General features: G+C 38.1%; 15 protein-coding genes and 2 pseudogenes. 13 read left to right on the top strand and 4 right to left on the bottom strand.

Annotated features, from left to right (window positions below):
• The first annotated feature begins 177 nt into the window (after positions 1-177).
• From AC1M9P_RS00435 to AC1M9P_RS00410, 6 genes and pseudogenes are all read left to right on the top strand, one after another.
• Positions 178-3,753 carry a type VI secretion system Vgr family protein gene (locus AC1M9P_RS00435; protein WP_481586437.1) on the top strand — a complete coding sequence of 1,192 codons (3,576 nt, stop codon included), beginning with the start codon at positions 178-180 and terminating at the stop codon, positions 3,751-3,753.
• Between the two features lie 17 nt (positions 3,754-3,770).
• Positions 3,771-8,540, top strand: a complete 4,770-nt coding sequence (locus AC1M9P_RS00430; RefSeq protein WP_481586436.1) for an RHS repeat-associated core domain-containing protein — start codon at positions 3,771-3,773, stop codon at positions 8,538-8,540.
• Positions 8,540-8,827, top strand: coding sequence for a hypothetical protein (locus AC1M9P_RS00425; protein ID WP_481586435.1), 288 nt, complete (start codon positions 8,540-8,542; stop codon positions 8,825-8,827). Before AC1M9P_RS00430 ends, AC1M9P_RS00425 begins: the two co-directional genes overlap by 1 nt.
• Positions 8,828-8,920: 93 nt before the next feature.
• On the top strand, positions 8,921-9,562 hold the full coding sequence (locus AC1M9P_RS00420; RefSeq protein WP_481586434.1) for a tetratricopeptide repeat protein: 642 nt from the start codon (positions 8,921-8,923) through the stop codon (positions 9,560-9,562).
• 218 nt (positions 9,563-9,780) lie between these two features.
• Positions 9,781-10,314, top strand: a pseudogene (locus tag AC1M9P_RS00415) (RHS repeat-associated core domain-containing protein); the annotation flags it as partial.
• A gap of 787 nt (positions 10,315-11,101) precedes the next feature.
• A complete protein-coding gene (locus AC1M9P_RS00410; RefSeq protein ID WP_481586433.1) occupies positions 11,102-11,305 on the top strand; it encodes a hypothetical protein in 204 nt (67 codons plus the stop codon).
• Positions 11,306-11,985: 680 nt separating this feature from the next.
• Here the strand turns inward: AC1M9P_RS00410 and AC1M9P_RS00405 are convergent.
• Complete coding sequence (locus tag AC1M9P_RS00405; RefSeq protein ID WP_035267346.1) at positions 11,986-12,765, bottom strand: ferredoxin--NADP reductase; 780 nt, start codon at positions 12,763-12,765, stop codon at positions 11,986-11,988.
• Positions 12,766-12,870: 105 nt separating this feature from the next.
• Here AC1M9P_RS00405 and tsaA point away from each other — a divergent pair, with 105 nt between their 5' ends.
• From tsaA to AC1M9P_RS00380, 5 genes are all read left to right on the top strand, one after another.
• On the top strand, positions 12,871-13,590 hold the full coding sequence (tsaA, locus tag AC1M9P_RS00400) for a tRNA (N6-threonylcarbamoyladenosine(37)-N6)-methyltransferase TrmO (RefSeq protein WP_481586432.1): 720 nt from the start codon (positions 12,871-12,873) through the stop codon (positions 13,588-13,590).
• A gap of 128 nt (positions 13,591-13,718) precedes the next feature.
• Positions 13,719-15,476, top strand: coding sequence for a type IV pilus assembly ATPase TfpB (gene tfpB / locus AC1M9P_RS00395; RefSeq protein WP_035267342.1), 1,758 nt, complete (start codon positions 13,719-13,721; stop codon positions 15,474-15,476).
• A gap of 108 nt (positions 15,477-15,584) precedes the next feature.
• Positions 15,585-15,956, top strand: coding sequence for a NirD/YgiW/YdeI family stress tolerance protein (locus AC1M9P_RS00390; protein ID WP_373687176.1), 372 nt, complete (start codon positions 15,585-15,587; stop codon positions 15,954-15,956).
• A gap of 147 nt (positions 15,957-16,103) precedes the next feature.
• On the top strand, positions 16,104-16,769 hold the full coding sequence (locus AC1M9P_RS00385) for a response regulator transcription factor (RefSeq protein WP_481586431.1): 666 nt from the start codon (positions 16,104-16,106) through the stop codon (positions 16,767-16,769).
• Between the two features lie 9 nt (positions 16,770-16,778).
• Positions 16,779-18,113 (top strand): sensor histidine kinase, encoded by a 1,335-nt coding sequence (locus AC1M9P_RS00380; RefSeq protein WP_481586430.1) that lies wholly within the window; start codon positions 16,779-16,781, stop codon positions 18,111-18,113.
• Positions 18,114-18,214: 101 nt separating this feature from the next.
• Here the strand turns inward: AC1M9P_RS00380 and hemP are convergent, their stop codons facing one another.
• Positions 18,215-18,385: a hemin uptake protein HemP gene (hemP, locus tag AC1M9P_RS00375; RefSeq protein WP_481586429.1), complete on the bottom strand. Its 171-nt coding sequence runs from the start codon at positions 18,383-18,385 to the stop codon at positions 18,215-18,217.
• 136 nt (positions 18,386-18,521) lie between these two features.
• Between hemP and AC1M9P_RS00370 the strand changes: the two genes are divergently transcribed.
• The gene (locus tag AC1M9P_RS00370; RefSeq protein ID WP_481586428.1) at positions 18,522-19,424 is read left to right on the top strand and encodes a thiamine phosphate synthase; all 903 of its coding nucleotides are present in this window, start codon (positions 18,522-18,524) and stop codon (positions 19,422-19,424) included.
• A gap of 36 nt (positions 19,425-19,460) precedes the next feature.
• Here the strand turns inward: AC1M9P_RS00370 and AC1M9P_RS00365 are convergent.
• Both AC1M9P_RS00365 and mrcB read right to left on the bottom strand, forming a co-directional pair.
• Positions 19,461-20,024 (bottom strand): annotated as a pseudogene (locus AC1M9P_RS00365) (tetratricopeptide repeat protein); the annotation flags it as partial.
• Between the two features lie 26 nt (positions 20,025-20,050).
• Complete coding sequence (mrcB, locus tag AC1M9P_RS00360; protein WP_481586427.1) at positions 20,051-22,447, bottom strand: penicillin-binding protein 1B; 2,397 nt, start codon at positions 22,445-22,447, stop codon at positions 20,051-20,053.
• Between the two features lie 227 nt (positions 22,448-22,674).
• Between mrcB and AC1M9P_RS00355 the strand changes: the two genes are divergently transcribed.
• Positions 22,675-23,616, top strand: a complete 942-nt coding sequence (locus AC1M9P_RS00355) for an NAD(+) kinase (protein WP_092767167.1) — start codon at positions 22,675-22,677, stop codon at positions 23,614-23,616.
• Position 23,617 lies beyond the last annotated feature (1 nt).

Raw genomic sequence — 23,617 nt, 5'->3', positions numbered from 1 at the left:
TTGTAATCACTCACTTGATCTATATTATTTTTCAAATCAAATCTGTATTTTATTTGTAATTTTATTTCACAATAAATGGGTGTTTTGTGTAACAGGACCTGTTTATCGTGTCTGTTTTTTGTTTAAATATTAAGAAATTCTTTAGCCTTATTAAATTATAAAAGACAGATAATAACCATGCTTGCCAACATCTTTTCGGCATTGGAACAGCTCGGCCTTACCGCCCAAAACAGAGCCCTCCACATCCAATTCAGTCATTCACAACTGAATAGCCAAGTCTTCCTACAACGTATCGATGGCAGCCATGTCCTTAACGAAGGCGTGCAAGCAGAACTCATCTGTCTCTCGACCAATGCTTTAATTCCACTCAAACAATTCATCGGTACACGAGTTGCCGTCGATCAAGTCACTGATCAAGGCACCCTGTTTAGAACCACCGGCATCATCACCGAAGCCTCACAAGGACAAAGCGATGGGGCACTGACCCTCTACAAACTCACGCTTAACGATGCAACTTCACTTTGGCACAAACGCCGCAACAGCCGCGTATTTATGAACAAATCCGTGGTCGAAGTGGTGGAAATCCTCTTTGAAGAATGGCAAAACAAAAGCCCGCTCTTTGCCTCTAGCCTCAGCCTAGACCACAGTGGATTGCAACAACAATACGACATCCGCCCCTTTATCATGCAAAGCAACGAAAGCGACTACGACTTTCTGACTCGCTTACTACGCAGTGAAGGCATTAACTGGCTCATTGATGAAGCACAACCGATTGTACCGAGCAACAACAGCCCGATCGAAGCACAAAAGCTCCGCCTGATTGACGACAACAGCCAATACCAAGCGCTTAACCGACGCAACATCCGCTACCACCGTAGTGATGCGACAGAACAATTTGATACCATTACCAGCTTTATCGGACAACGCAGCCTACAGCCCACTGCAGTCCACCTACAACGCTGGCAAGCCACAGCCCTCGAACAAGAAGAAGGCGCAGGCTCAGTACAAAGCAAACACCAACACAGTGACCACCAAGACAATGCCAGCCTAGGCCTCGAACAAGCATGGCACATCAGCCCTGCATGGATCCAAGACCTCAAAGGCGAAGACCAAGCCACCGCATCAGGCAACAGCCAAGTCGAAAAACTCAACCAACACCTCAGCGACTACTACGCCGGACAAAGCAAACAATTCATCGCCAAAGCCAGCGTCAGAGACAGTCAAGTCGGCTACTGGTTCAGACTCGATGGACACCCAGAAATTGCACAACACAGCGGAGCTGACCAAGAATTCCTCATTGTAGGCAAACGCTACTACAACCAAAACAACCTACCCAAAGACTTAGACCAACAAGTCCAACAACTGCTACAACGCAGCCAATGGACGCCAAAACACAAGACAAACACCAACCAAGCAACCCACACGGACCAAGAACGCCAAGCCAGCGAACTCATCCTACAACGACGCAACATCAAAACCGTACCCGAATACAACCCCTTACAACATCGACCCAGCACCCATCCGCAACGCGCCAAAGTGGTGGGACCTGCAGGAGAAGAAATCCATGTCGATGAATGGGGACGCATCAAAGTACGCTTCCTATTTACCCGAGCAGAAGACCACCAATTTGATGGCGGTGCCGGCAGTAACAACAACGACACCGATTCAGCTTGGGTCGATGTACTGACCCCATGGGCAGGCGAAGGCTATGGTGCACGCTTCCTTCCTCGAATCAATGAAATCGTAGTTATCGACTTCTTTGACGGCAACATCGACCGTCCCTTTGTGGTGGGCCGCCTACATGAAGCCCAACGCAGCCCAACCCGATTTGACAGTCAAGGCCAACTGCCGGACACCAAAAAACTCGCAGGGATTAAAAGTAAAGAAGTCCAAGGCGAAGGCTATGGACAACTCCGCTTTGATGACACCACAGGACAAATCTCCACCCAACTGCAAAACACCCACGGGGCGAGCCAACTTAACCTAGGGAATCTCAGTCATCCCAAAGCAACCGCAGAAAGTGAAGGACGTGGCGAAGGTTTCGAACTCAGAACTGACCAATGGGGTGCAGTACGAGCGGGAGAAGGCATACTCATCTCCACCTACAAACAAGAACAAGCCAAAGCAAACCATCTCGATGCAAGCGAAGCCAAACAACAACTCGAAAGTAGCTTAAACAACGCCAAAGCCCTCAGTGAAGTGGCAAAAAACCAACAAACTGACCCACTGAGCTTACTCGAAAACCTACAAGGCTATCTCAAGAACTTAGAGAGCGAAGACCAAAGCAAAGCCGCGGCTTTTAAACAAGCGATCATGCTCTTGGCTTCACCAAGTTCAATTGCCATAGAAAGTAACGAAGACATCCACCTCAGTGCAGATGGGCAGATTAACCAGATTGCACAAGGAAGCATTAACACAAGCACGCAAGACAGCATTATCGGACATGCCAGCAAAAAGATCAGTTTATTTGCCGCGCAAGAAGGGGCACGACTGTATGCAGGCAAAGGCAAGATCGAGATTCAAGCCCAAGGAGATGGTGCTGATCTGATTGCGAGGAAGGGTGTGCAGATTATTTCGACGGAAGATCGAGTTGAAATTAAAGCTGCAAAAAAAATAGTGTTGATTGGTGGTGGTTCACAGATTGAAATTAGCAGTTCGGGAGTTTTACCTACCACAGCTGGTAAGTTTGAAGTCAAAGCTGGGCAGCATCTGTTTAAGCCAGGAGCAAGTGTAAGTGCTTCAGCTCAATTGCCAACAATGCAACCGTTAAAAGGTGCATTGAATCTTCTAAGAAGTTACGGTGGAAGTGAATTCTTTAAAGGAACTGGATATAAAGTTATCGACTCTCTTGGTAAGACAATAACAGGGAAATTAGATGCGAATGGATTTGCTCAAGTAACAGGAATTGCTCCTGGCGGTGCACAAGTCATTTTTGATAAAGATGAGCGAAGTCCTTGGGCATTATCAAGTCATTTTTCGCGAAGTTATGATTGGGCAGATGCTGTAATTCCTGGTGCATCTAATTTTGTGAACTCGAGCTTAAATCAGCTTGGACAGAATTTAATGGCTCAAGTTAAAAATAATTTGACTCAACTTGATAGTATGAATTTAAAGGATATAGGCAAGAATGCTTTAAAAGGTCTAGCAGACCAAACTGTTGGGCAACTCAAAAATCAAGTGGCAAGTTCTACCTTAGGTGGAATTTCAGAAAAATTAAATTTAGGTTTAAGTCCTGATCAATTGAAGACTATAAGCCAAATGGCAATAAATCCTTCTCGATCACTAGATATGATTCGCACGCAAGGCGTTGATTTTATAACTCAGCAGGCCACATCAAAGTTGATTCCGAATTTTATGAATTCAACTGGGTTTATGCCAAATACAAATTTTGATACAGCATTAGATCAGGAAAATATTTCGAATCAATCTGAAAAGGTCATTGTAACTGATGACTACATTGCACAGAAATATTATCAATCTGGCGGATTAACGTATACCGAAACAACAAGAATCAGTACGAAATCGAATCCAGTTCCATTGTTAACAAATCAAAAGACTGTTGAGGTTAATAAGCCTACACAAGTGAATAAAGTAGATGTGAGTACAAAGAATTCAACATCAGCAGATGATCAGTTTATTTCACAAAAATATTATCAATCTGGCGGCATTAAATATACGGAAACAACTCGATTAAAAACGAGTAATGATCGTCCTGATTTAGAACAATATAACGCGAAAAACTTAAAAGATTAAAAATATATAGGTTAGTCATGGCAACTGAAAACGAACAAGTTTCTAATAATGCACAATCGAGTGTTGAACTTGCTGTATTTAATTTAGACAGTGTGAGTAGTGTAGCGGACTTACAAGTTATTGCTAATCAAATTGAAAATTTCCTTGTGGTCTGTGGTCAAACATCATTACTTAAAGTCAAAGCAAATGCCCATATAACTACTGTAGCTAATATATATGCTTTAAGTGGAAGTGTGCTTGATTTATTGTTGTATGCAATGTCTCCTCAAACAGAAGTGCTTTCAATACAACGAAATGCTTTGCTTGGTGCGAATTTAATTGGATTGTTTGCAGAGCCTAAACATGAAGCACATGCAAGGATGGGTTTACGTCCCATTTTAGGATTAATGGCTGAATGTCTATATCCTGAAAATGGTAAAATTAAGTCAAATGACATTCGACGTATGGAATTACATCTTAATGCAAGAATGGCAGGGAATTTAGAGACCTATCTAAAAGAGACACAAGCTAAATTAGCGGACTTATTAACGAATGCAAATGCCTTGGCTGTTCAGATTCTAAAATCTCTTCAATCATCTTCATTATCGTCTGTTGCAACGGAAACAACATCGAGCGCATCAGCTGAAAAAAGAGATCCAAATTTACAATTTCAAAATTGGGCAATACCATTAATAGATTTACTCAGTGTTGAGCCTCAAGCAGATTTAACGCCTAAAATTGAATCAACTCCGAGTCATTTTGAAACTTTACTTGTAGAGGCGATTACTTCGATTAGTAACGATTTGCAGAATCAGACAAACCCAAGCTTGCAATACAGTCTTGGTTGGCTCATTCAACAAACACTTAAGGCTATTCAAGATAATCAAAATAAGGGAAATGCCAGTGTTCCGATTAATCAAACTGGTGAATTTGAGCGTCAAACTGATGGTGATATCCTTGAATTTGTCAGTTTGCAAGCAGATGCATTAATGGATCCACCATGTTTGAATCCAGCTGAACCAACAATAAGTGCTGAAACCAATACTGCTCATAGTATTAGCTATTCTATAGGTGCTGAACGAGTTTCCCATGTAGATTTCAGCCTACCTAAGCTGGGATTAGTATTCAATCGACTTTATAACTCCCAAATGGCGGAATTCGATAACGGTGCTTTGGGTGCTCGTTGGTTAATGCCTTTTTCTAATTTGATTGTTCCAAATGAAAAGGGTTATTTGTTTATTGATGCGAAAGGCAGAAAACAACAATTACCATCGATCATTATGAGCGAATCTTATGAAGTTCCATTCCAAGGTATTACAACACATCTAAATGAACAGGGTGATTTAGTCCTAAATTTTGGAACAGAATGGGATTATCAATTTAGTACATTCGATCAAGGTCAAAGTTATCAGCTTACACAAGAGAAAAATTCATCAACTCAAGAACAAGTTGATCTTCGTTATATCTTGCTAAATAGCAAAGCTTATTTACAAACCGTCCATTTTAATTTTAAGAAGACTCAGCAAATTTTGAAATTTGCGTACAATGATCAAGCAAAAATTATTGCTATATTTGTGGATGATCAAGAACAACCACTTGCTCGTTATGGGTACGATCATGACGGAAATTTAGTAGAAGCATATGATGAGAATGGTCACGCTCGTCAGTATTCATACAATGCGTATCATCAATTAACACGTTATACCGATCGATCAGGTCGTGGTCAAAATATTCGTTATGATTCGAATGAACCAAATGCAAAAGCCATTGAAGAATGGGCGGATGATGGAAGCTTTAAAACAACTTTAAAATGGCATCGTCGTCTGCGCCAAGTCGCTGTGTATGATGCTTACAACGTGCCGACCTATTACTACTTTGATTTGGATGGTTTTACTTATCGTATTCGATTAGCAGATGGTCGTGAAAAATGGTATTCACGTGATCAAAAAAAACGAATCACCCGAGAAATTGATTACAGTGGTCGAGAAACCCAACAACAATACAATGCAGAAGGACAACTGAGTAAAATCATTCAACCAAATGGCGGAGTGATTCGATTTGCTTATGATGAACATAAAAATCTAACTGAAATAAAAGATCCTGAAGGTCATATTTGGAAACGCGAATACAATGCAGATGGTTTGATCACCAAAGAGATCAATCCATTGGGTCACACAACACAATATAATTACAATGCCGAAGGTCAATTGATTGAAATTACTGATGCCAAAGGTGGTGTTAAAAAAATCAAATACAACGACCTTGGACAAATGATCTCCTATACCGATTGTTCGGGTAAAGAAAGTGCTTGGCAATATGATGAGGACGGGCTACTTAAGCAACAACAAGCCGCAGATCAAACAGGTGCACAATACATCTATAGTGATCAAGGGATAGACAAAGGACAACTTAAATCCATCATCTATCCAGATGGACAAAAAGAACACTTTGAACATGACCAAGAAGGACGCCTTCTCAAACACATTGATACCAAAGGACAGGTGACTCAATACCACTACAATGCAGTGGGTCTATTAGAAAAACGCCTTGATGCCAACAAACACCAAATTGCCTATCAGTGGGATAAACAAGGGCGTATACAGAAACTTATCAACCAAAACCATGCAGAATATGTATTCGAATACAACAGTTATGGTTATCTCACACGAGAACAGGCCTTTGATGGTGAAGAAAAACACTATAGTTACGATGAGCTTGGTCGACTTAGCCACATTCAACAACCGAATATCATTACACAATTAGGCTACTATGAAGACGGACAAATTGCGTCAAAAACCTACATCCACCGAGAAAGCAAACAACAACAAACAGAAGAATTTGCCTACAATCTCAATAGCCAGTTAATTCAAGCAAAGAACCAATATAGCCAAAACGACTTCTATCGTAATGCGTTAGGACAACTGGTTAGAGAACACCAACACTACCAAGTGCCAAACTTGAAACCACTCACAGCAGTGCTACGTTACGAATACGATGAACTCGGCAATCTCATCAAAACCGTTCGTCCGGATGGTCAGGAAATTAGCCATTTAACGTATGGCTCAGGACACATCTACGGTATTGCCCTGAACAAACAAGACATGGTGGGTTTTAAACGAGATGACCTACACCGAGAAACAGAACGCTATCTAACTAATGGTTTAATCCAAAGCAACCAATACAACGACGTTGGACTACTGATTGCACAGCGTATACATGTAGAACAAGAAACAGCAGATCGAACACAACATCAGGCACAACGCCAATACACATACGATGCCAACTACTTACTGACCCAAGTGCAAGACAGCCAAAAAGGCAAACTCAGCTACCAATACGATGCAATTGGACGCTTAATACAAGCGCAAAGCGCAAAGCAAACCGAACGCTACCACTTTGACCCAGCGGGCAACTTAATAGATCCGATTGCAACGCAAAGTGCAGAAATCAAAAACAACTTAGTGAAACACTACCAAGGCAAACACTACAAATACGATGCCCAAGGCAATGTGATTGAAAGACAACATTCAGGCCAACAGTTGAAACTGAAGTGGGACAACTTAAATCGCTTAATCGAAAGCGACCACAACGGGCAAATTACTGAATACGGCTACGATGTCTTTGGACGACGCCTGTATAAAGTCAACAAAGCAAATAATAGCCTCACCTTATTTGGTTGGGATGGCGATTTAATGATCTGGGAATCAAAAACCAGTTCAAATCCAACAGATAAAAACAACATAGAACTAGGCAAGCAAAGCTATACCAAACACTATATCTATGAGCCAAATAGCTTTGTACCGCTATTACAAGCAGGGTATCAAAGTTTCATTAAATTGATAGAAACACCGAATTACCAAAGATTTAAAACAGAACCCTATTCAATCTATAAAGACCCAGTATGGCGAACAGACACAAGAAATAATAGAGCAGAGTTAGAACGGATTGCGTTTTACCACTGTGACCAAGTAGGAACACCTCAAGCCTTAAGTAATGAACAAGGCGAATGTATTTGGGAGTTAACACTGAATACATGGGGACAAACACAACAGATCAAAGCAAAGAACCAAGAGAACCCATTAGAACAAAGTGATATCCGTTTCCAAGGGCAATATCATGATGAGGAAACGGGATTACATTACAACCGTTACAGATATTACGAACCATTTAGTGCACGGTATATAAGTAAAGATCCGATCGGTCTATTAGGTGGTTTAAATAACTCAGCTTATGTGAGTGATCCAAATCAGTGGATCGATCCGTTGGGGTTGGAAGAAACTCTTGGTAGCGCTATGAGAGAGGCATTTGTTGAACGCATTCCTGGAGCAAAAATACCAACTAGACTTAAGGATGCACCAGAACTATATCAAATGACTGATAGGGTACTTACTGGTATGAATGTAAACGCTACTGCTGCAGCTTTAGTTGGTGTAACAGCATCTGCAGGTTATGATGGGAATGGGAAGTATAATGTTAGAGGCGGAAATGCATACGGAGTTGCTTTGGAAGTTACTTCAACAAGAGAGGTTATTAATGCGGGTACGCAAACAGATGGTAAATATTATGAATTGTGTGCTAGCGCAGGACTAGGATTAGCAGTACAAACTTGTGTTGGTTATTCAAGGGGGGGAGGGGTTTATGGAAATGCTTCAGTGGGTGTGGGATTGGGAGCAGCTGTAAGTGGAGTAAGTGGGGAGAAAAGATCAAAAGATGCCTTGGCTCCTGAAACAAAAATTGATTATGATCAAATTAGGCAAAATCAAAGAATGCTTCCAACAAAACCCTTAGATTTCGGGGGGCTAAGATAATGACTGATGGTTTAATTGTTTTAATTTTTATTTTGAGTTTGCTTTTTTTTATAATAAGTTTTTGTTTAGTTCGGTTTTATTTGTATAAATATCTTTTAGAAAAAGGAGAGGTTGAAAGTTATATTGATTTTAACTTAAAAAGTATAAATCATATTGTATATATAAAAAAAATTTTATTTGAAGGAGGGGAGGGTGGTTATTATAGTGAAAAAATAAAAATTTTTTATATAGTGCAAATAGTATTTTTGGTCATGTTTTTAATTTCTATATTTGTTATGTTGAGGTGATCTTTGATTAAATTTTTGTTTATATTTTTATTTTCCCCTTTTTTTGTATATGCAAACTGTATTGATATTGATTATTCGATAGCGGATAAAGTTATGGAGAATAGTTTATATAATTTACAGGGAAATAATAAGAAAGTTAAGTATAATATTAACAAAATGAATGATAATTTTTATAAAAGTTATTATTATGGTTATTCTTATTTGGTTGGGAATAATGTTCTAGTGGATTATGAAAAGGCTGAGATTTTTTTAATAGAGTCAGCTAAATATTGTTTTTCGCCGGCACATTATTCCTTAGGTTTTTTGTATCTAGAAAAAAATGAGGTTGAAAAAGCTAAGAAGTGGTTTTTGTCTGCCAAAAACTTGGGAGATAGTTTAGGGGCTTATCAATTAGCTTTAATTTATAGAGATCAAAATAATAGTAATAAAATGTTAGAAAACTTAGAGTTTTCAGTTGAAAACGATTTCTTGCCATCAATTACTGAGCTTGGAGTGCAATATTACGATGGGAAGATAATTCGGAAAGATAATAATAAGGCGTTCCATTATTTTCAACTGGCTGCTAATATGAACGATTCATTAGCACAAAATAATTTAGCTTGGATGTATGAGCATGGCGAAGGTGTCGAAAAAAATATGGTTAAAGCTAAATATTGGTATAAACTCTCGTTGAGTAATGGATTTTTATTAGCTAAAGAAAACTTAGAAAGACTAGATGTTTTAAATCAAAATTAGTAAATTTAAAGCCTATTGATATTGTATTTTAAAAAGTGAAATAGTAGACTGGAATTTTTATTGTGTTTATGGCCTTGTTGCACAAAGCTATTCTTAAGGGCTTCTTCAGCCATATAATTTTCAAATGAAGAAGCTTACACACAAAATCTACCGCACAACCAATTGGCCTGCATATAACCGAGCACTCATTAAATAAAAACAACACAGAATAAGGCAAGCAAAGCTATACCAAACACTATATCTATGAGCCGAATAGCTTTGTACCGCTATTCCAAGCAGGTTATCAACACTTTATACAACTGATAGAAACACCGAATTACGAAAGATTTAAAACAGAACCGTATTCCATCCATAAAGATCCAGTATGGAGAACAGACTCAAGGAAGAGTTGAACAGAGTTAGAACGGATTGCGTTCTACCACTGTGACCATGTTGGAACACCTCAAGCCTTAAGTACTGAACAAGGCGAATGTATTTGGGAGTTAACGCTGAATACATGGGGACAAACACAACAGATCAAAGCGAAGCACCAAGAGAACTCGTTAGAACAAAGTGATATCCGTTTCCAAGGGTAATATTATGATGAGGAGACAGGATTACATTAAAACCGTTACACATATTATGAACCATTTAGTGCACGGTATATAAGTAAAGATCCGATCGGTCTATTAGGTGGTTTAAATAACTTTGCTTATGTGAGTGATCCAAATCAGTGGGTTGATGCCTATGGTTTAGTTGCAGATAGGCAAATAATGAAGAAGGTAAATGAACCAAAACCAGTAACTAAGAAACAAGTTTCAAATTTCATGGGCAATCTGGGATTGGCAGCAGATGTAGGTAGCGTTGCATGCGCAGGTGTAGTTGTTTGTTCACCTCTTTCACCAGCTTTAGCTGGAGCTGGGACAGTTCTGGGGGCAGGTAGTGCAATATTAGATGATGATAAAAATATGCTTCAAAAAGCTGCTAGTATTGCATTACCAGCAGCAGGTAAATATGGTGGGAAATTTGTAGAGAATATACCAGAAATTGGGCAAGGAGGAACATCAGCATTGTATGGTCTATATGTTGATAAAACTACAAGTACCATAACGGATCATGTTATTAGTGAGCAGAATAAGAAAAAGCAGAAAGCTATCCAAAGTCCAACATATAAGGTGGATCTTAGAAATATGCCAATAATTCCTACTGATCCTTATGACTTTAGTTGCTTGCGTTAGGATAAAGTATAGGAATTTATTTTGAGAAAATTTACTATAAATTTATTATTCCTTTATAAATGGCATGCCACTATATTGTGTGTTTTTATATATTTATTTTTGGTAATATTTTTTTTAAGACCAATAAATTTTAATAATTTATTAGGGAGTTTAATTTTTTTAGGACTACTTTTATCTTCTATTTGGAATGTTTCATTTTTAATGTTGGATTCTATAAAAAAAGATAGTCCTGATTTAGTTGTGCTGGGGCGGTTTATTTTAATTGTTGGTTATTTTTTTATTATGATTTATGTGATGGTTTTTTAATGAAATGGAGTTTGTTGTGAAACTTTATTTAATTATTGTTGTTCTTTTAGCTGGCTGTAAAATGACGGATATGAACATTAAATCTAGCCAGGAATACGAATTTATAGATGATTTTATTGTACAAAAGAAAAAATATTTACCAGAAAATAATTTCGATTCTACTATTTGGATAGATGTATCGAGAAAAAAATACTTTGATATATACATATCAATTAGATAGTTTGGGTGATGATTCGATCAATATTAGGGAGGTAAAGAAAAAATATAAATCAGAAGAGAGGAGAAAACTCTTTTGTAATATGATAAAAACAAATTTAAATGTAGATGTTTATGTTGAAACAAAGCTTTTAAATGGAGAAGAAAAAGAAATTTTTAAGTCTGTTTTTGACAGTAAGAATTGTCAATTTCTTAACTGATGATTTTAGGTAAGTTTTATATCGCTCAAATAAATAGAGTTCTTTCATAAGTCATGTTTTACTCAACTCTTTGTTGTAAATTCCAGTAATTAAATTAAATCAGAAGTCGAGTCGTTTGCCTCGATTACGATATCGCACAGAAATGTTTTTGAAATTTTTTAACTGACCAAATACATCCTCAATCCTTATTGTGATGTGTGCTGATAAAAATGGAGACTTTAACTTGGTATAGTAGACATACTCATCTTGTGAATAATTTATTAAAAAATATTGAGTATGAATATACTTATTATAATTTAACTGAAAGCGAAAATTTTACAATTAAGTTTGACAAAAGTAGCTGTAATTAAACTTAAACTTATTATGTATTGAAAAGCATTGCTTAAATGCTAGATCAAGACTAAATTGATTTAAATAATAGGGAAAATAAAACACTCCATAAAAAAACCGAGCAAAAAAGCTCGGTTTTTTATTGTACGTAATTTTATTTTTCAACAAACGCACGTTCAATCACATAATCACCAAGAACACCCATACGTGGAGATTCTTTTAGGCCATGTTGATCAAGAAGTGCAGCTACATCGTCGAGGAATGCAGGAGAACCACATAACATTGCACGGTCAGTTTCAGGATTAAAACGAGGTAAGCCAATTTTCTCGAAAAGAGCACCAGTTTCAATCGCAGTTGTAACACGACCTTGAGTATGGAAGTCTTCACGTGTAACTGTTGGGTAATAAATTAACTTTTCTTTCGCACCAAGTTCCCCAAAGAACTCATGGTTTGGAATTTCATTTTGAATAAGGTCTTGATACGCCAATTCTGAGATATAGCGTGTACCGTGTACAACGATGATTTTCTCAAAACGCTCATAAGTTTCAGGATCACGGATAGTCGAAAGGAAAGGAGCTAAACCAGTACCTGATGATAAAAGATACAAATTTTTACCAGGATTTAAATCATCAAGAACAAGTGTACCAGTCGGTTTTTTAGAAACTAAAATTTCATCACCAACTTTTACTTTTTGTAGGATTGATGTCAAAGGACCATCTGGAACTTTAATAGAGAAAAACTCAAGTTCTTCTTCATAGTTCGCGCTAGCAATCGAATATGCACGCATTAAAGGCTTGCCATTGACTTCTAAACCAATCATCACAAATTGACCATTTTTAAAACGCAATGCTGTATCGCGAGTCGTTTTAAAACTGAATAATGTGTCATTCCAGTGGTGTACGTGAGTAATCTTTTCGACGTTAAAAGCAGCCATTAAAGGTCTCAATAAATTATCAAATTAGAACAGCTTGCTATTCTAAACTAAAACCATTCTCGATAAACTGAATATATTTAATTGAGCTTATCAAAAAAAGTGATTATGAATGAGCTGACTTTACCTGTGATTGGTATAATGAGATCTCCCTACAAAGAAAAGTTTGGTATTCCACGTCAGCCAAATTTAGTAAATGTTGAAAGTTATATTGAACTATTGGCGCCATATAATGATGAATTGGCTTTTGAAGGTATACATGATTTCAGTCACTTATGGCTGATTTGGCAGTTTCACGATAATAAAAATCAGAATAATCAAAAATTTAAGCCTCAAGTCAGACCACCACGTTTAGGTGGAAATAAAAAAGTGGGGGTCTTTGCGACAAGAAGCATGTACCGTCCAGCACCTATCGGTATGTCAGTCGTACAATTCAAAAAACTTTTTAAAGAAGGTGATTCTTTGAGGCTGTATGTGTCAGGCAGCGATCTATTAGATGGAACACCCGTTATCGATATCAAACCATATATTCAATATTCTGATGCCGTGGTTGAGGCGACGAGCGGTTATGCACAGGATAAGCCAATTCAAAAAAATGTTGTTTGGTCAAAAACTGCTGAAATTCAACGAAATGAACTGTTGGTTCAACAACGTGTCGCTGAAAGTTTAATCAAGGAATTGGAACAAGTTTTGTCATTTGATCCAAGACCATCTTATCAAAATGATCCTGAGCGAATTTATGGGCTAAGTTTCGGCCTCTTAAATGTCAAATTTAAAGTGGATACTGAGGTTGAGATCGTTGCACTGGAACTTTGTGCAAACGAATAAATTGTTGGACTGATGTATTTAAAGCTGAATTTGATCTAATGAATTTAATTGTAAATTCTGAATAGGCTAAAGGCTTATGTTGAATAAAGAATTTGTTATAGTTGGGCTCAAGCAATGGGGCAATTTGAATGAATTTTAATTTTGAAATTGATACAACATGGTGTTTAGAACAACTACTAAAAGATGGTCGTATTTTAGAGCGAGATAAGTTGCTCATACAAACCCGACACCGCCAAAAAGATCAATTTAAATGGCATCCATTGCAGTGGATTGCACATTTTGAATTGGTAGATCAAGTTCAACCTCAACATAAGTTAACACTGCAACGCTTATGTGAGTGGTTAGCATTAAAAACACAACTCCAATATTATGTGATCGATCCGCTGAAAGCGGATGTTGCGGCACTGACTCAGGTCATGTCACAAGAATATGCATTCAAAAATAAAATTCTTGCTGTGGAAGTGCATCCTGATCAGATCTTAATTGGTACAGATCAACCATTTCTCGATGATTGGGTCAAGAATTTAGAAAAGAGCTTAAGTCCTAAAAAAATTGTTAAGGTTTTATTGAATCCAGAGCAGTTACAACGTTACTTGATTGAATATTATCAAGTGAGCCGAGCAGTAAACTCCTCTCAATATTCAGGAGCTTACGACCGACAGAGCCGAGGTGTTGAATCCCTTTTACAATTGGGTGATAGTCAAAATCCTGATGCCAACGATCAGCACATCGTAAAATTAGTCGACTGGTTGCTTCAATTTGCCTTTGAACAGGGTGCGAGTGATATTCATCTTGAGCCTCGTGCGGAGAAAGGACGTGTTAGATTCCGTATCGATGGTGTGCTGCATACGATTTATAACATGCCCAGCAATACACTCACGGCAGTAATTTCTCGTATTAAAATTCTGGGTCGTATGAACGTTGCAGAAAAACGACGTCCTCAGGATGGGCGATTAAAAACGCGTACTCCTAAGGGTCAAGAAACTGAACTACGTTTATCAACTCTGCCTACTGCAGCAGGCGAAAAAATGGTAATGCGAATTTTTGATCCTGAGGTGTTAGTGAGGAGTTTCCAACAACTGGGTTTTGAAGGAAAACTGCTAGAACAATGGAATGCCATTACCAAAAATAGTCACGGCATCATATTAGTGACAGGTCCAACTGGTTCAGGTAAAACAACAACCTTGTATTCATCAATGAAACAACTTGCGACTGAGCAATTAAATGTTTGTACGATTGAAGATCCTATCGAGATGATAGAGCCGAGCTTTAATCAGATGCAGGTAAACCCTGCAATTGATCTTCATTTTGCCGATGGTGTACGTGCTCTCATGCGCCAAGATCCAGACATTATTATGGTAGGAGAAATCCGAGACCAAGATACAGCGAATATGGCGATTCAAGCTGCATTAACAGGTCATCTCGTACTTTCAACACTTCATACAAACGATGCACCTTCAAGCTTGACTCGTTTACATGATCTAGGGGTGCAGCCATTTTTAACTGCAGCAACAATCTTAGGGGTCTTGGCGCAAAGGTTAGTCAGAAAATTATGTTCTCATTGTAAAGAAAAACGGGAAATTAATGCTCAAGAATGGGAGCATCTGACCTATGGCTATTTAGTGAAGATGCCTGCTCAAGTGTATCATGCCAAAGGCTGTGAACATTGTCGTCACACAGGGTATAAGGGGCGGGTGGGTATATATGAGTTTATGCCTGTGTCCTTAGAAACAAAACAAAAAATCAGTGCTAATCTTAATTTAGATGAATTACGTGCTCACGCAAAAAAAGAAGGTGTAGAACCGTTGCGTATTGCGGGTGCTCGAAAAGTCCTTGAAGGGGTAACGACGTTAGAAGAGGTGCTAAGAGTCGTACCACTAAGTTAATTGTTAACGATTAATAAATATTCATATTTCTTAAGATTCGCTTCAGCTTTGTTTGTTTTAATAGCTTCATCGAAACGAACATCACTTGAAAAGGTATAGAAAATGAAAATGTTAAATCAAGCTTTAATCGCGACAGCTTTAGTCGGTGCAACTACATTTGCAATGGCTAATACGGCAGTGAACCAAAGTGCTGTTAATCATGCAGCAATTGCACCACAAGCAATTACGACTGTTAAAAGTGCTTTAACTGCCAAAGATGATACGCCAGTGAAATTAAAAGGCTATATTGTTAAGGCAACTGGTGATGAAAAATATCAATTCCGCGATAGCACGGGTGTGATCACTGTGGATATTGATGATGAACTTTGGCAAGGTAAACCAATCTCTGCAAAAACACCTGTTGTATTAATTGGTGAAGTGGATATTGATTATAAGCCTGCTAAGCGTGTAGAAATTGATGTAGATCAAGTTCAATTTTAATGAGCTATCTACTGAATTGAGTATTTGATTTATGGCTTTTAAGTACTCAAACCAAAAAAACCACATTCTCCAGAAATGTGGTTTTTTTATGCATTTTTTTTTTGAAAAACTTTATAGTGAATGAATTGTGGCTTAGTGAAGAGAGACATGCGTATATTATTAGCAGAAGATGATGTGTCACAAGCTGAAAGTATCAAAGCTTGGTTAGAAATGGATGGATATAGTGTTGATTGGGTCGAGCGTGGAGATCATGCGATATTAGCAATTGAGCAGCATCAATATGATTGTTTATTACTTGATCGTGGATTACCGAAAGCAACTGGTGATGAAATTCTGACACATTTAAGAAAACACCAACACAATACACCAGTTATTTTTATTACAGCCCAAGACAGTATCCAAGATCGTGTTGGAGGACTTGATTTGGGGGCTAATGATTATCTAGTTAAACCATTCAGTTTAGATGAGCTCTCGGCGAGAGTGAGAGCACAATTACGTACTCAGCACATAGGCACGTCTCAAATCCTAATGTATGGATCCGTGAGTTTGGACCCCCAAGCCAAAGTTGTTAAATTAAATTCAGAAATTGTCAATCTCACAGCGAAAGAGTACCAAATTTTATATAAGTTGTTGCAACATCCTGAACGTGTTGTGACACGCGAACAACTTGAAGAGTCCTTATATGCTTGGGGTGATGAAATTGAAAGTAATGCAGTTGAAGTTTTTATTTATCAGATTCGGAAAAAAATAGGCTCAACCATGATTAAAACGATTCGTGGATTAGGTTATCGAATGAATCTAGATCAGACTTAAGGTAGAACAGTGTTGGATCAGCAACCTATATCTTTACAAAATCGTCTTGTTAAGTCTTCAATGCTCAGTTCGATGTTGGCGGGCGTTGTCGCATTAATTCTTTTATTGGTGATCTCGCTTTACCAGAACATGCAGACCCATGACAATATGATGGATGAAATCGCCGATTTAATTCTGGTCAGTGATATTTCAAGTCATGTGGGAAATGAGTTAGATGATTTAAGTGAACAATTTGATATCAAATATGAGTTAAAGCTCGATGAACTTATTTTGATTGAATCGCAAGACCTTGCTTTCAATCAAATTGGTTCCAAGGTGTTTTTTCAGAATGATCACTTTGGCTTTGTTTGGCTAGAAGGGCGATTATTTCGTTATTACAGTGAGCAAAGTGATCAGCAAATTCTAACTATGCTTCAACCCATGTCAGCGCGTGTTGATCAGTTATTCAAAAGTTTGCTGGGCTACGGTGGTGTTCTCATTATTTTATGGGGCATTCAATGGTTTATTCTACACTTTATTATACGACGTCAGTTTAGATCTATTCACCAACTTTCAAAATTAATATCCCAAAAGACTGTTAAGGATTTATCACCGATTACACCTTCAAAACCAGAACTAAAAGAACTGCAACCTATTGTGAGTCAAATAAATCAAATGATGGAGCGTTTAGATCGGGCAATTACTGCGGAACAACGTTTTACAGCTGATGCATCCCATGAATTAAGGTCGCCACTTTCAGCGATTCAAATGCGGTTACAACTTTTAAAACGAAAATACCAGTCTGATCATGAGGATTTGTCACAAGACTTAGAGCAGATTCTAAAAGATGTGAGTAGGGGCTCAAATATTTTAGAAAATTTACTTTTGTTGGCCAGACTTGATCCGTCTTCAACGCAAGATGTACCGATACAGTCCATAGATTTAGACCGTTTGACGAAAGAGGTTTTACATTCAGTACAACCTTTGAGCCAAGAAAAAAATATTCAGTTTAAAACTGAGTTAGGAAATCATGCGATTAAGGCAAATCCTGAGTTAATGTTTAGCTGCATTCGAAATTTAGTCGATAATGCAATCCGCTATACGCCACAGAATGGAATCGTCGATATTTTAATCAAACAAAATAATAATGAAATTCTATTTGTGATTGAAAATGAAGGTCACGGCATTGAGCAAACAGTGATTGATCGGCTGGGAGAAAGATTTTATCGTCAGTTAGGCACACGTACAACGGGCTCAGGATTAGGATTATCAATTTGCCGTAAAATTGTCGAATTGCATCAGGCCGAGATTGTATTTAAGAAATCAGAGTTAGGTGGTTTAAAAGTTGAAATAAAATTTCATTAAAACCAATTGTCTATAAAGTTGAAGAAATAAAATTAAAGAAGCAGTATGCGCTGATTCATACTGCTTAGTTCCACGATTATTATTATCAAATTTTAGAATTTTTATTTTGTCAAAATGAGTCGATTATTTCGTGTGAGACGAAGGCGATATTCTTCACCTGCATGCATGATGCGAATTTCTCTGCCTAGAGCAAATAGATTATTTGAGTGAAGCATTGGTAATGATTGGTGGTTTTCGTTATTACGTGTGAATAAGCTAAATGGTGCGTTCATTCCTTGGACTCCGTGGTATGTGGTGAACGATTTAAATGATAATCATTATCGAATAGGGCTGTCAACGATAATTTTTCTCATTTATAAAAAAACATAAAATGCTTACAATTAAGCACTCATTTTTTGAAAGATAATCATGTCAAAAAAAACGATTAATGTTTCTATAGCGTTGTTATTCCATAAAAATCAAGTTCTTGTAGGGTGGAGAGAAGCCTCTTTACATCAGGGGGGTAAAGCTGAGTTTCCTGGAGGGAAAGTGGAGTTAGGAGAAACTCCTGAACAAGCTTGCCAGCGTGAAGTTCAAGAAGAGGTGGGAATTTTTCTAGATCATGTCTATTTATTCGATATTATTACGCATGAATATGAAGATCTAATCGTAAAATTGCACATTTATCAGGCTTATGTTGATCAGTTGCTACTAGATCATATTCAAAGTCCTTGGACATGGTATGATCGTTCAGCACTAACCATTTTGAATTTTCCTAAAGCCAATGATGCCATTGTTAAACGACTACTCTGGCCGAATAAAATTGCAATAAAAAATATAGATCGTATCGATACAACCATTGATCTTAATCAAGTTAGCTATTTGAGAACTGAAAATGCTTTAGATTTTGCGCTGCAACTCAACCAGTATAATCAACTGGATCAGCTCATTATCAATCGTGATGTGTGGATGGGATTATCAGAATCAAATCAGAAAAAAGTATTTGCCGTACAATTTAAACATGATCAGTTGATGCAATTAAATTCTGATTCATTTATGGAGGAATGGAAGGGCATTAAACGCATCTCATCCTGTCATGACCATTCTAGTGTCAGTCGAGCTGTAGCGTTAGGTTTTGATGCAATATTTTTAAGTCCAGTACTGAGTACAACATCGCATCCTCAGCAAGACCCCTTAGGTTGGTCGCAGTTTGAATTGTTAACGAAAGATATTCATATACCGGTTTATGCGCTAGGCGGTATGAAGCCTGAGTTATTAGATCAGGCCATACAACATGGAGCTTATGGAATTGCTGGTATTCGTGATTTTTAAAGGCATTAAAAAAGCAAAACTCATGCTTAAATCAAAATTCTTGATTTGGTTTTGTGCTTCTTGAATAAGTTTATGATTTTTTTGGAGTTGACCTGATTTCAAAATAATTTGCCAAAGTTGTCGTTTCATCGTTTCTGTTTGAGCATAACTGAGACCTCGTTTTGCCAACGATTCAGCATTTTTTGCCTCATTTTTTTGATTGGCAATCATCGCGAGATACATATAGGTCTCTGCAGATTGAGGGGCAAGTCTTTGTGCTTGGAGTGCGGCTTTTTCAGCTTCACTCCATTTTGCTTGACGAAATGCATGATGGGTTTGTTGCATTAAGTTTTTAAATGCGGGAAGTTGGCGGCCATCATCGAATTTTTGAATTGAGCTTTTCTGTTCAGGAATAACAATTTGTAATTGTTCCCGTTTAATTTCAGGTCGATCGTAAGGCGTAATTTTAATACCATCGGCATCTTTTTGGGATGGTGTTGTTTTAGTCTCAGCTTGTTTAGGTTTCTGAGACGGTTGTGAGTTTTGAGGGGAGGTTAAAGTTTGGCAACCGCCTAAGAGTAATATGCTGGCGAATAGTACGCTAAAATTCAGTTTTGTCATTAACCTTAACTCCTCCTAAACTTATTTTAAGGATTATAACTTCCACTCGAAAGTACTCGAGTGGCATTCGTATTTAAATCCCGTTCCATTTCTGTTTCGCTCTCACGAATATATTGGTCGATGCTGTCTTCTGCTGGAATTACTTCTGCATTCGTTTCAGGAACGTAAGTCGGCTCTACTTGGTAGTGTGGTAAGCCACATGCTGTTGCGCGACGTGGAACAGTATATTTAAGTATCGGTACATAGAGCGCACCTTGACAACCTTGTGCTGAAAGCTCGCCGCTATTTGAATCAATCCAATGCCATTGTACCTCATCAGGTTGACGTAAATTGACTGGTTTTTGCTTCAGTTGCTTCATTACGTTGGTCCACACGGGTAAAGCGCCAGATGAGCCCGTTAAGCCTGTGACTTTATTGTCATCTAATCCAAGCCAGACAACAGCCAAATGATTACCTGAATACCCCGCGAACCAAGAATCTCTTGTATCATTGGTCGTACCTGATTTACCCGCTAGATTTAGATTCGGAGCGAGGCCGTTATAAGCAGCACGTCCTGTACCTGCCGACATCACACGTTGTAATCCGTAATTTAAAATATAAGCAGCCGATGGGTCGATCGTTTGTTGAACATTTAAACTATAGCGATTAATGAGCTGACCATTGGTATCAACAACTGTTCGGATAGATTTTGTAGGATATTTAAACCCTCCAGTTGCAAAGTTGCCATAAATATTCATGATTTCCATAGGCGACATTTCAACAGCCCCTAAGAAAATCGATGGATAATTCGGAATAGGTGAAGTCACGCCAAACTTCATTAAATGATTGGTAAATGAAGAAAGTCCAAATTCTTGTCCCAAGCGAACTGTAGATAGGTTATATGAATTGGCTAAAGCTTGAACCATTGGGACGTAACCATACGAAGTTCCGCTATAATTTTTTGGGGTCCAAGTCTGATTGCGATCGACTGGCACACTAATTGGCGAGTCTTCGATTGCCGTCGCCCAGTTATAACGACCAGATTCCAAAGCAGTTAGGAAAATAACAGGTTTTAATAATGAGCCTACCTGACGTTTTGCATCAACTGCGCGGTTAAAACCTGTGAAGTCAGATACTGAACCTACGGCCGCAATCAATTCACCATTTTCAGGGTGAGAAACTAATACCGCGCCTTGAAGCTCTTTCAAGCGTGCAGGATTGGCCTTAGACAGTCTTGATACTGAATCTGTAAATGATTTTTGTACTTTGATTTGTGCGATTGGATCTAATGTTGTGAAAATTCGAAGACCTTGTTTCGTTAAATCGCTTTCTTGGTATTCTGTTCTGAGTTGACGACGTACGATGTCTAGGAAATCAGGGAAGCGAGCTGGACCTAAAGTCGGTTTTTTAATCACGTTTAAAGGTTTAGCTGACTCAGTTTCATATTGATCTTCAGTCAAATATCCCATGACTAACATATTGTTTAGAACAACATTACGGCGTTTTAATGCACTTTCAGGATTTCTCCAAGGATTGTATAAGCTAGGACCTTGAACGAGTCCAACAAGGAAAGCCTGTTGCGCTACACTCAATTCTCTCAGTGGTAAACCAAAATAAAATTGAGACGCTAAACCATAGCCATTGATCGAGTAATTACCATTTTGTCCTAAATTAACTTCATTCAAATATGTTTCCAGAATTTCATCTTTGTCATAATGAAACTCAAGCAACAACGCCATAAAGGCTTCATTTACTTTACGTTTGATTGTACGTTCAGGGGTCAAATAAAAGTTTTTAACCAATTGCTGCGTGAGTGTAGAACCACCTTGACGCTTACCACCAGTAACGTTGCTTACAACTGCGCGTGCTGTACCACGAAACGAGACGCCGTGATGGTGATAGAAGTTACGGTCTTCAGTGGCAATAAGCGCTTGAATTAAAGGTTTAGGAACACGATTGAGTTTAATGAGAACACGGTCTTCGTTGTGTTGAGGGTAGATTCCCCCAACTAACATTGGTTCTAGACGGGCAATCCCCGTACTCGATGGTTTTGTTGCTTTAATCTCTGAAATTTGACTAGCGCCAAAACTGACTTGGAGGATTTGTTCTGGTTCTACACTATCACCAAAATCGAAACCACGCGTGTGGACATAAATGGTATTACCTTGAACCAAAAAATTACCTGGCTTGGTATAGTCTTCAGCGTTTTTATAACCCAACAGACCTAGCTCTTGAATGAAGTTTTGTTGCTCCACGGGTGCATTAGCATAAACTTCCAAGGGACGTGCATATACTTTCGCTGGAATATCCCAACGATTGCCTTCAAATTTATCGCGAATAATATTATCTAAACGGATTAGATAAATACTAAAAGCTACAAATGCAGAAATCACCAGCACTGAGAAAATCAATGCAATTAAGCCAATACCACGTTCAAACTTCATAGATCAAAAAGCAAAACCCTGTTTTATTGCGCTCATCATGCGAAGCTTTTTTATAATTTGCAATAATTAAACTGTGAATTTATGCCTTTTTTAGATAAATGTAATGATTTATCTAATTCAATATTAAGGAGAAAATTAAGATTTTAAGTTGGGGAAATGTGAAATTATTCGTGAAATTCATAACATGAAACAGGCTTGAAATATGTAAGTCACAGAATGATGATGATATGATACTCAACAATTCATCTGGAGCCGTAGCATACGTGCAACTTTCAGCAAAGTCATTTCGTAATATTGGATTAATTGGACGACCAGATAAATCATCTGTGGTTGAGACTTTAAGTCTAATTCATGACCATTTGATTAGTTTAGGTTTGCATCCAGTTTTTGATTCAGAAACCGCTAAATTGGTCCCTTATAAAAATTCGCAAACGGTCAGTCGAGCTTTATTGGGTGAAGTTACAGATTTGGTGATTGTCGTAGGTGGTGATGGTTCATTGCTTCAAGCGGCTAGATCTTTAGTGAAATACAATACTCCCGTCATCGGGGTAAACCGTGGGCGTTTAGGTTTCCTAACAGATATCAAACCGACAGAAGTGTTATTTAAATTAGATCAAGTCTTGAAAGGTGAGTTTCAGCTAGATCGCCGTTTTTTATTAGAAGTCGAAGTTCGTAGTAAAAATGAACTGATTTATGATGCAATAGCATTGAATGATGTGGTGCTGCATTCAGGTAAGTCAGTCCATATGATTGAGTTTGATCTTCATATTGATGGTCAATATGTTTATCGCCAACACAGTGATGGTTTGATTGTATCGACACCTACGGGTTCAACAGCATACGCACTTTCTGGTGGCGGTCCAATTTTGCACCCAAGTATGGATGCGATCGCGCTAGTGCCAATGCACCCGCATACGCTTTCTTCTCGTCCGATTGTGGTGGGTGGTCAAAGTGAAATTAAAATTCAAATTCGTAAGAATCGAGTGTTGCCAATGGTGAGTGCTGATGGGCAACACAGTGTTTCTTTAAATGAAGGTGATTGGTTGCATATTCGCAAACATCCTTTCAAACTTACTTTATTACATCCACCTGGATACGACTTTTATATGGCATGTCGTACCAAACTAGGATGGAATCAAGATTACGATTCATTTCATCAGCAGGACTAAA

The organism is Acinetobacter sp. 25-47-122 (assembly GCF_056779695.1).
The sequence above is the reverse complement of the archived record's forward strand: the minus strand, read 5'-3'. Positions and strand labels throughout refer to the sequence as shown.

Excerpts from the sequence above, each read along its gene's own strand:
- AC1M9P_RS00430 (WP_481586436.1), top strand. The coding sequence starts at position 3,771 with ATGGCAACTGAAAACGAACAAGTTTCTAATAATGCACAATCGAGTGTT.
- tsaA (WP_481586432.1), top strand. The coding sequence starts at position 12,871 with ATGAATGAGCTGACTTTACCTGTGATTGGTATAATGAGATCTCCCTAC.
- AC1M9P_RS00355 (WP_092767167.1), top strand. The coding sequence starts at position 22,675 with ATGATACTCAACAATTCATCTGGAGCCGTAGCATACGTGCAACTTTCA.
- AC1M9P_RS00425 (WP_481586435.1), top strand. The coding sequence starts at position 8,540 with ATGACTGATGGTTTAATTGTTTTAATTTTTATTTTGAGTTTGCTTTTT.
- AC1M9P_RS00385 (WP_481586431.1), top strand. The coding sequence starts at position 16,104 with ATGCGTATATTATTAGCAGAAGATGATGTGTCACAAGCTGAAAGTATC.
- tfpB (WP_035267342.1), top strand. The coding sequence starts at position 13,719 with ATGAATTTTAATTTTGAAATTGATACAACATGGTGTTTAGAACAACTA.
- mrcB (WP_481586427.1), bottom strand. The coding sequence starts at position 22,447 with ATGAAGTTTGAACGTGGTATTGGCTTAATTGCATTGATTTTCTCAGTG.
- AC1M9P_RS00370 (WP_481586428.1), top strand. The coding sequence starts at position 18,522 with ATGTCAAAAAAAACGATTAATGTTTCTATAGCGTTGTTATTCCATAAA.
- AC1M9P_RS00390 (WP_373687176.1), top strand. The coding sequence starts at position 15,585 with ATGTTAAATCAAGCTTTAATCGCGACAGCTTTAGTCGGTGCAACTACA.
- AC1M9P_RS00420 (WP_481586434.1), top strand. The coding sequence starts at position 8,921 with ATGGAGAATAGTTTATATAATTTACAGGGAAATAATAAGAAAGTTAAG.
- AC1M9P_RS00435 (WP_481586437.1), top strand. The coding sequence starts at position 178 with ATGCTTGCCAACATCTTTTCGGCATTGGAACAGCTCGGCCTTACCGCC.
- AC1M9P_RS00405 (WP_035267346.1), bottom strand. The coding sequence starts at position 12,765 with ATGGCTGCTTTTAACGTCGAAAAGATTACTCACGTACACCACTGGAAT.
- hemP (WP_481586429.1), bottom strand. The coding sequence starts at position 18,385 with ATGAACGCACCATTTAGCTTATTCACACGTAATAACGAAAACCACCAA.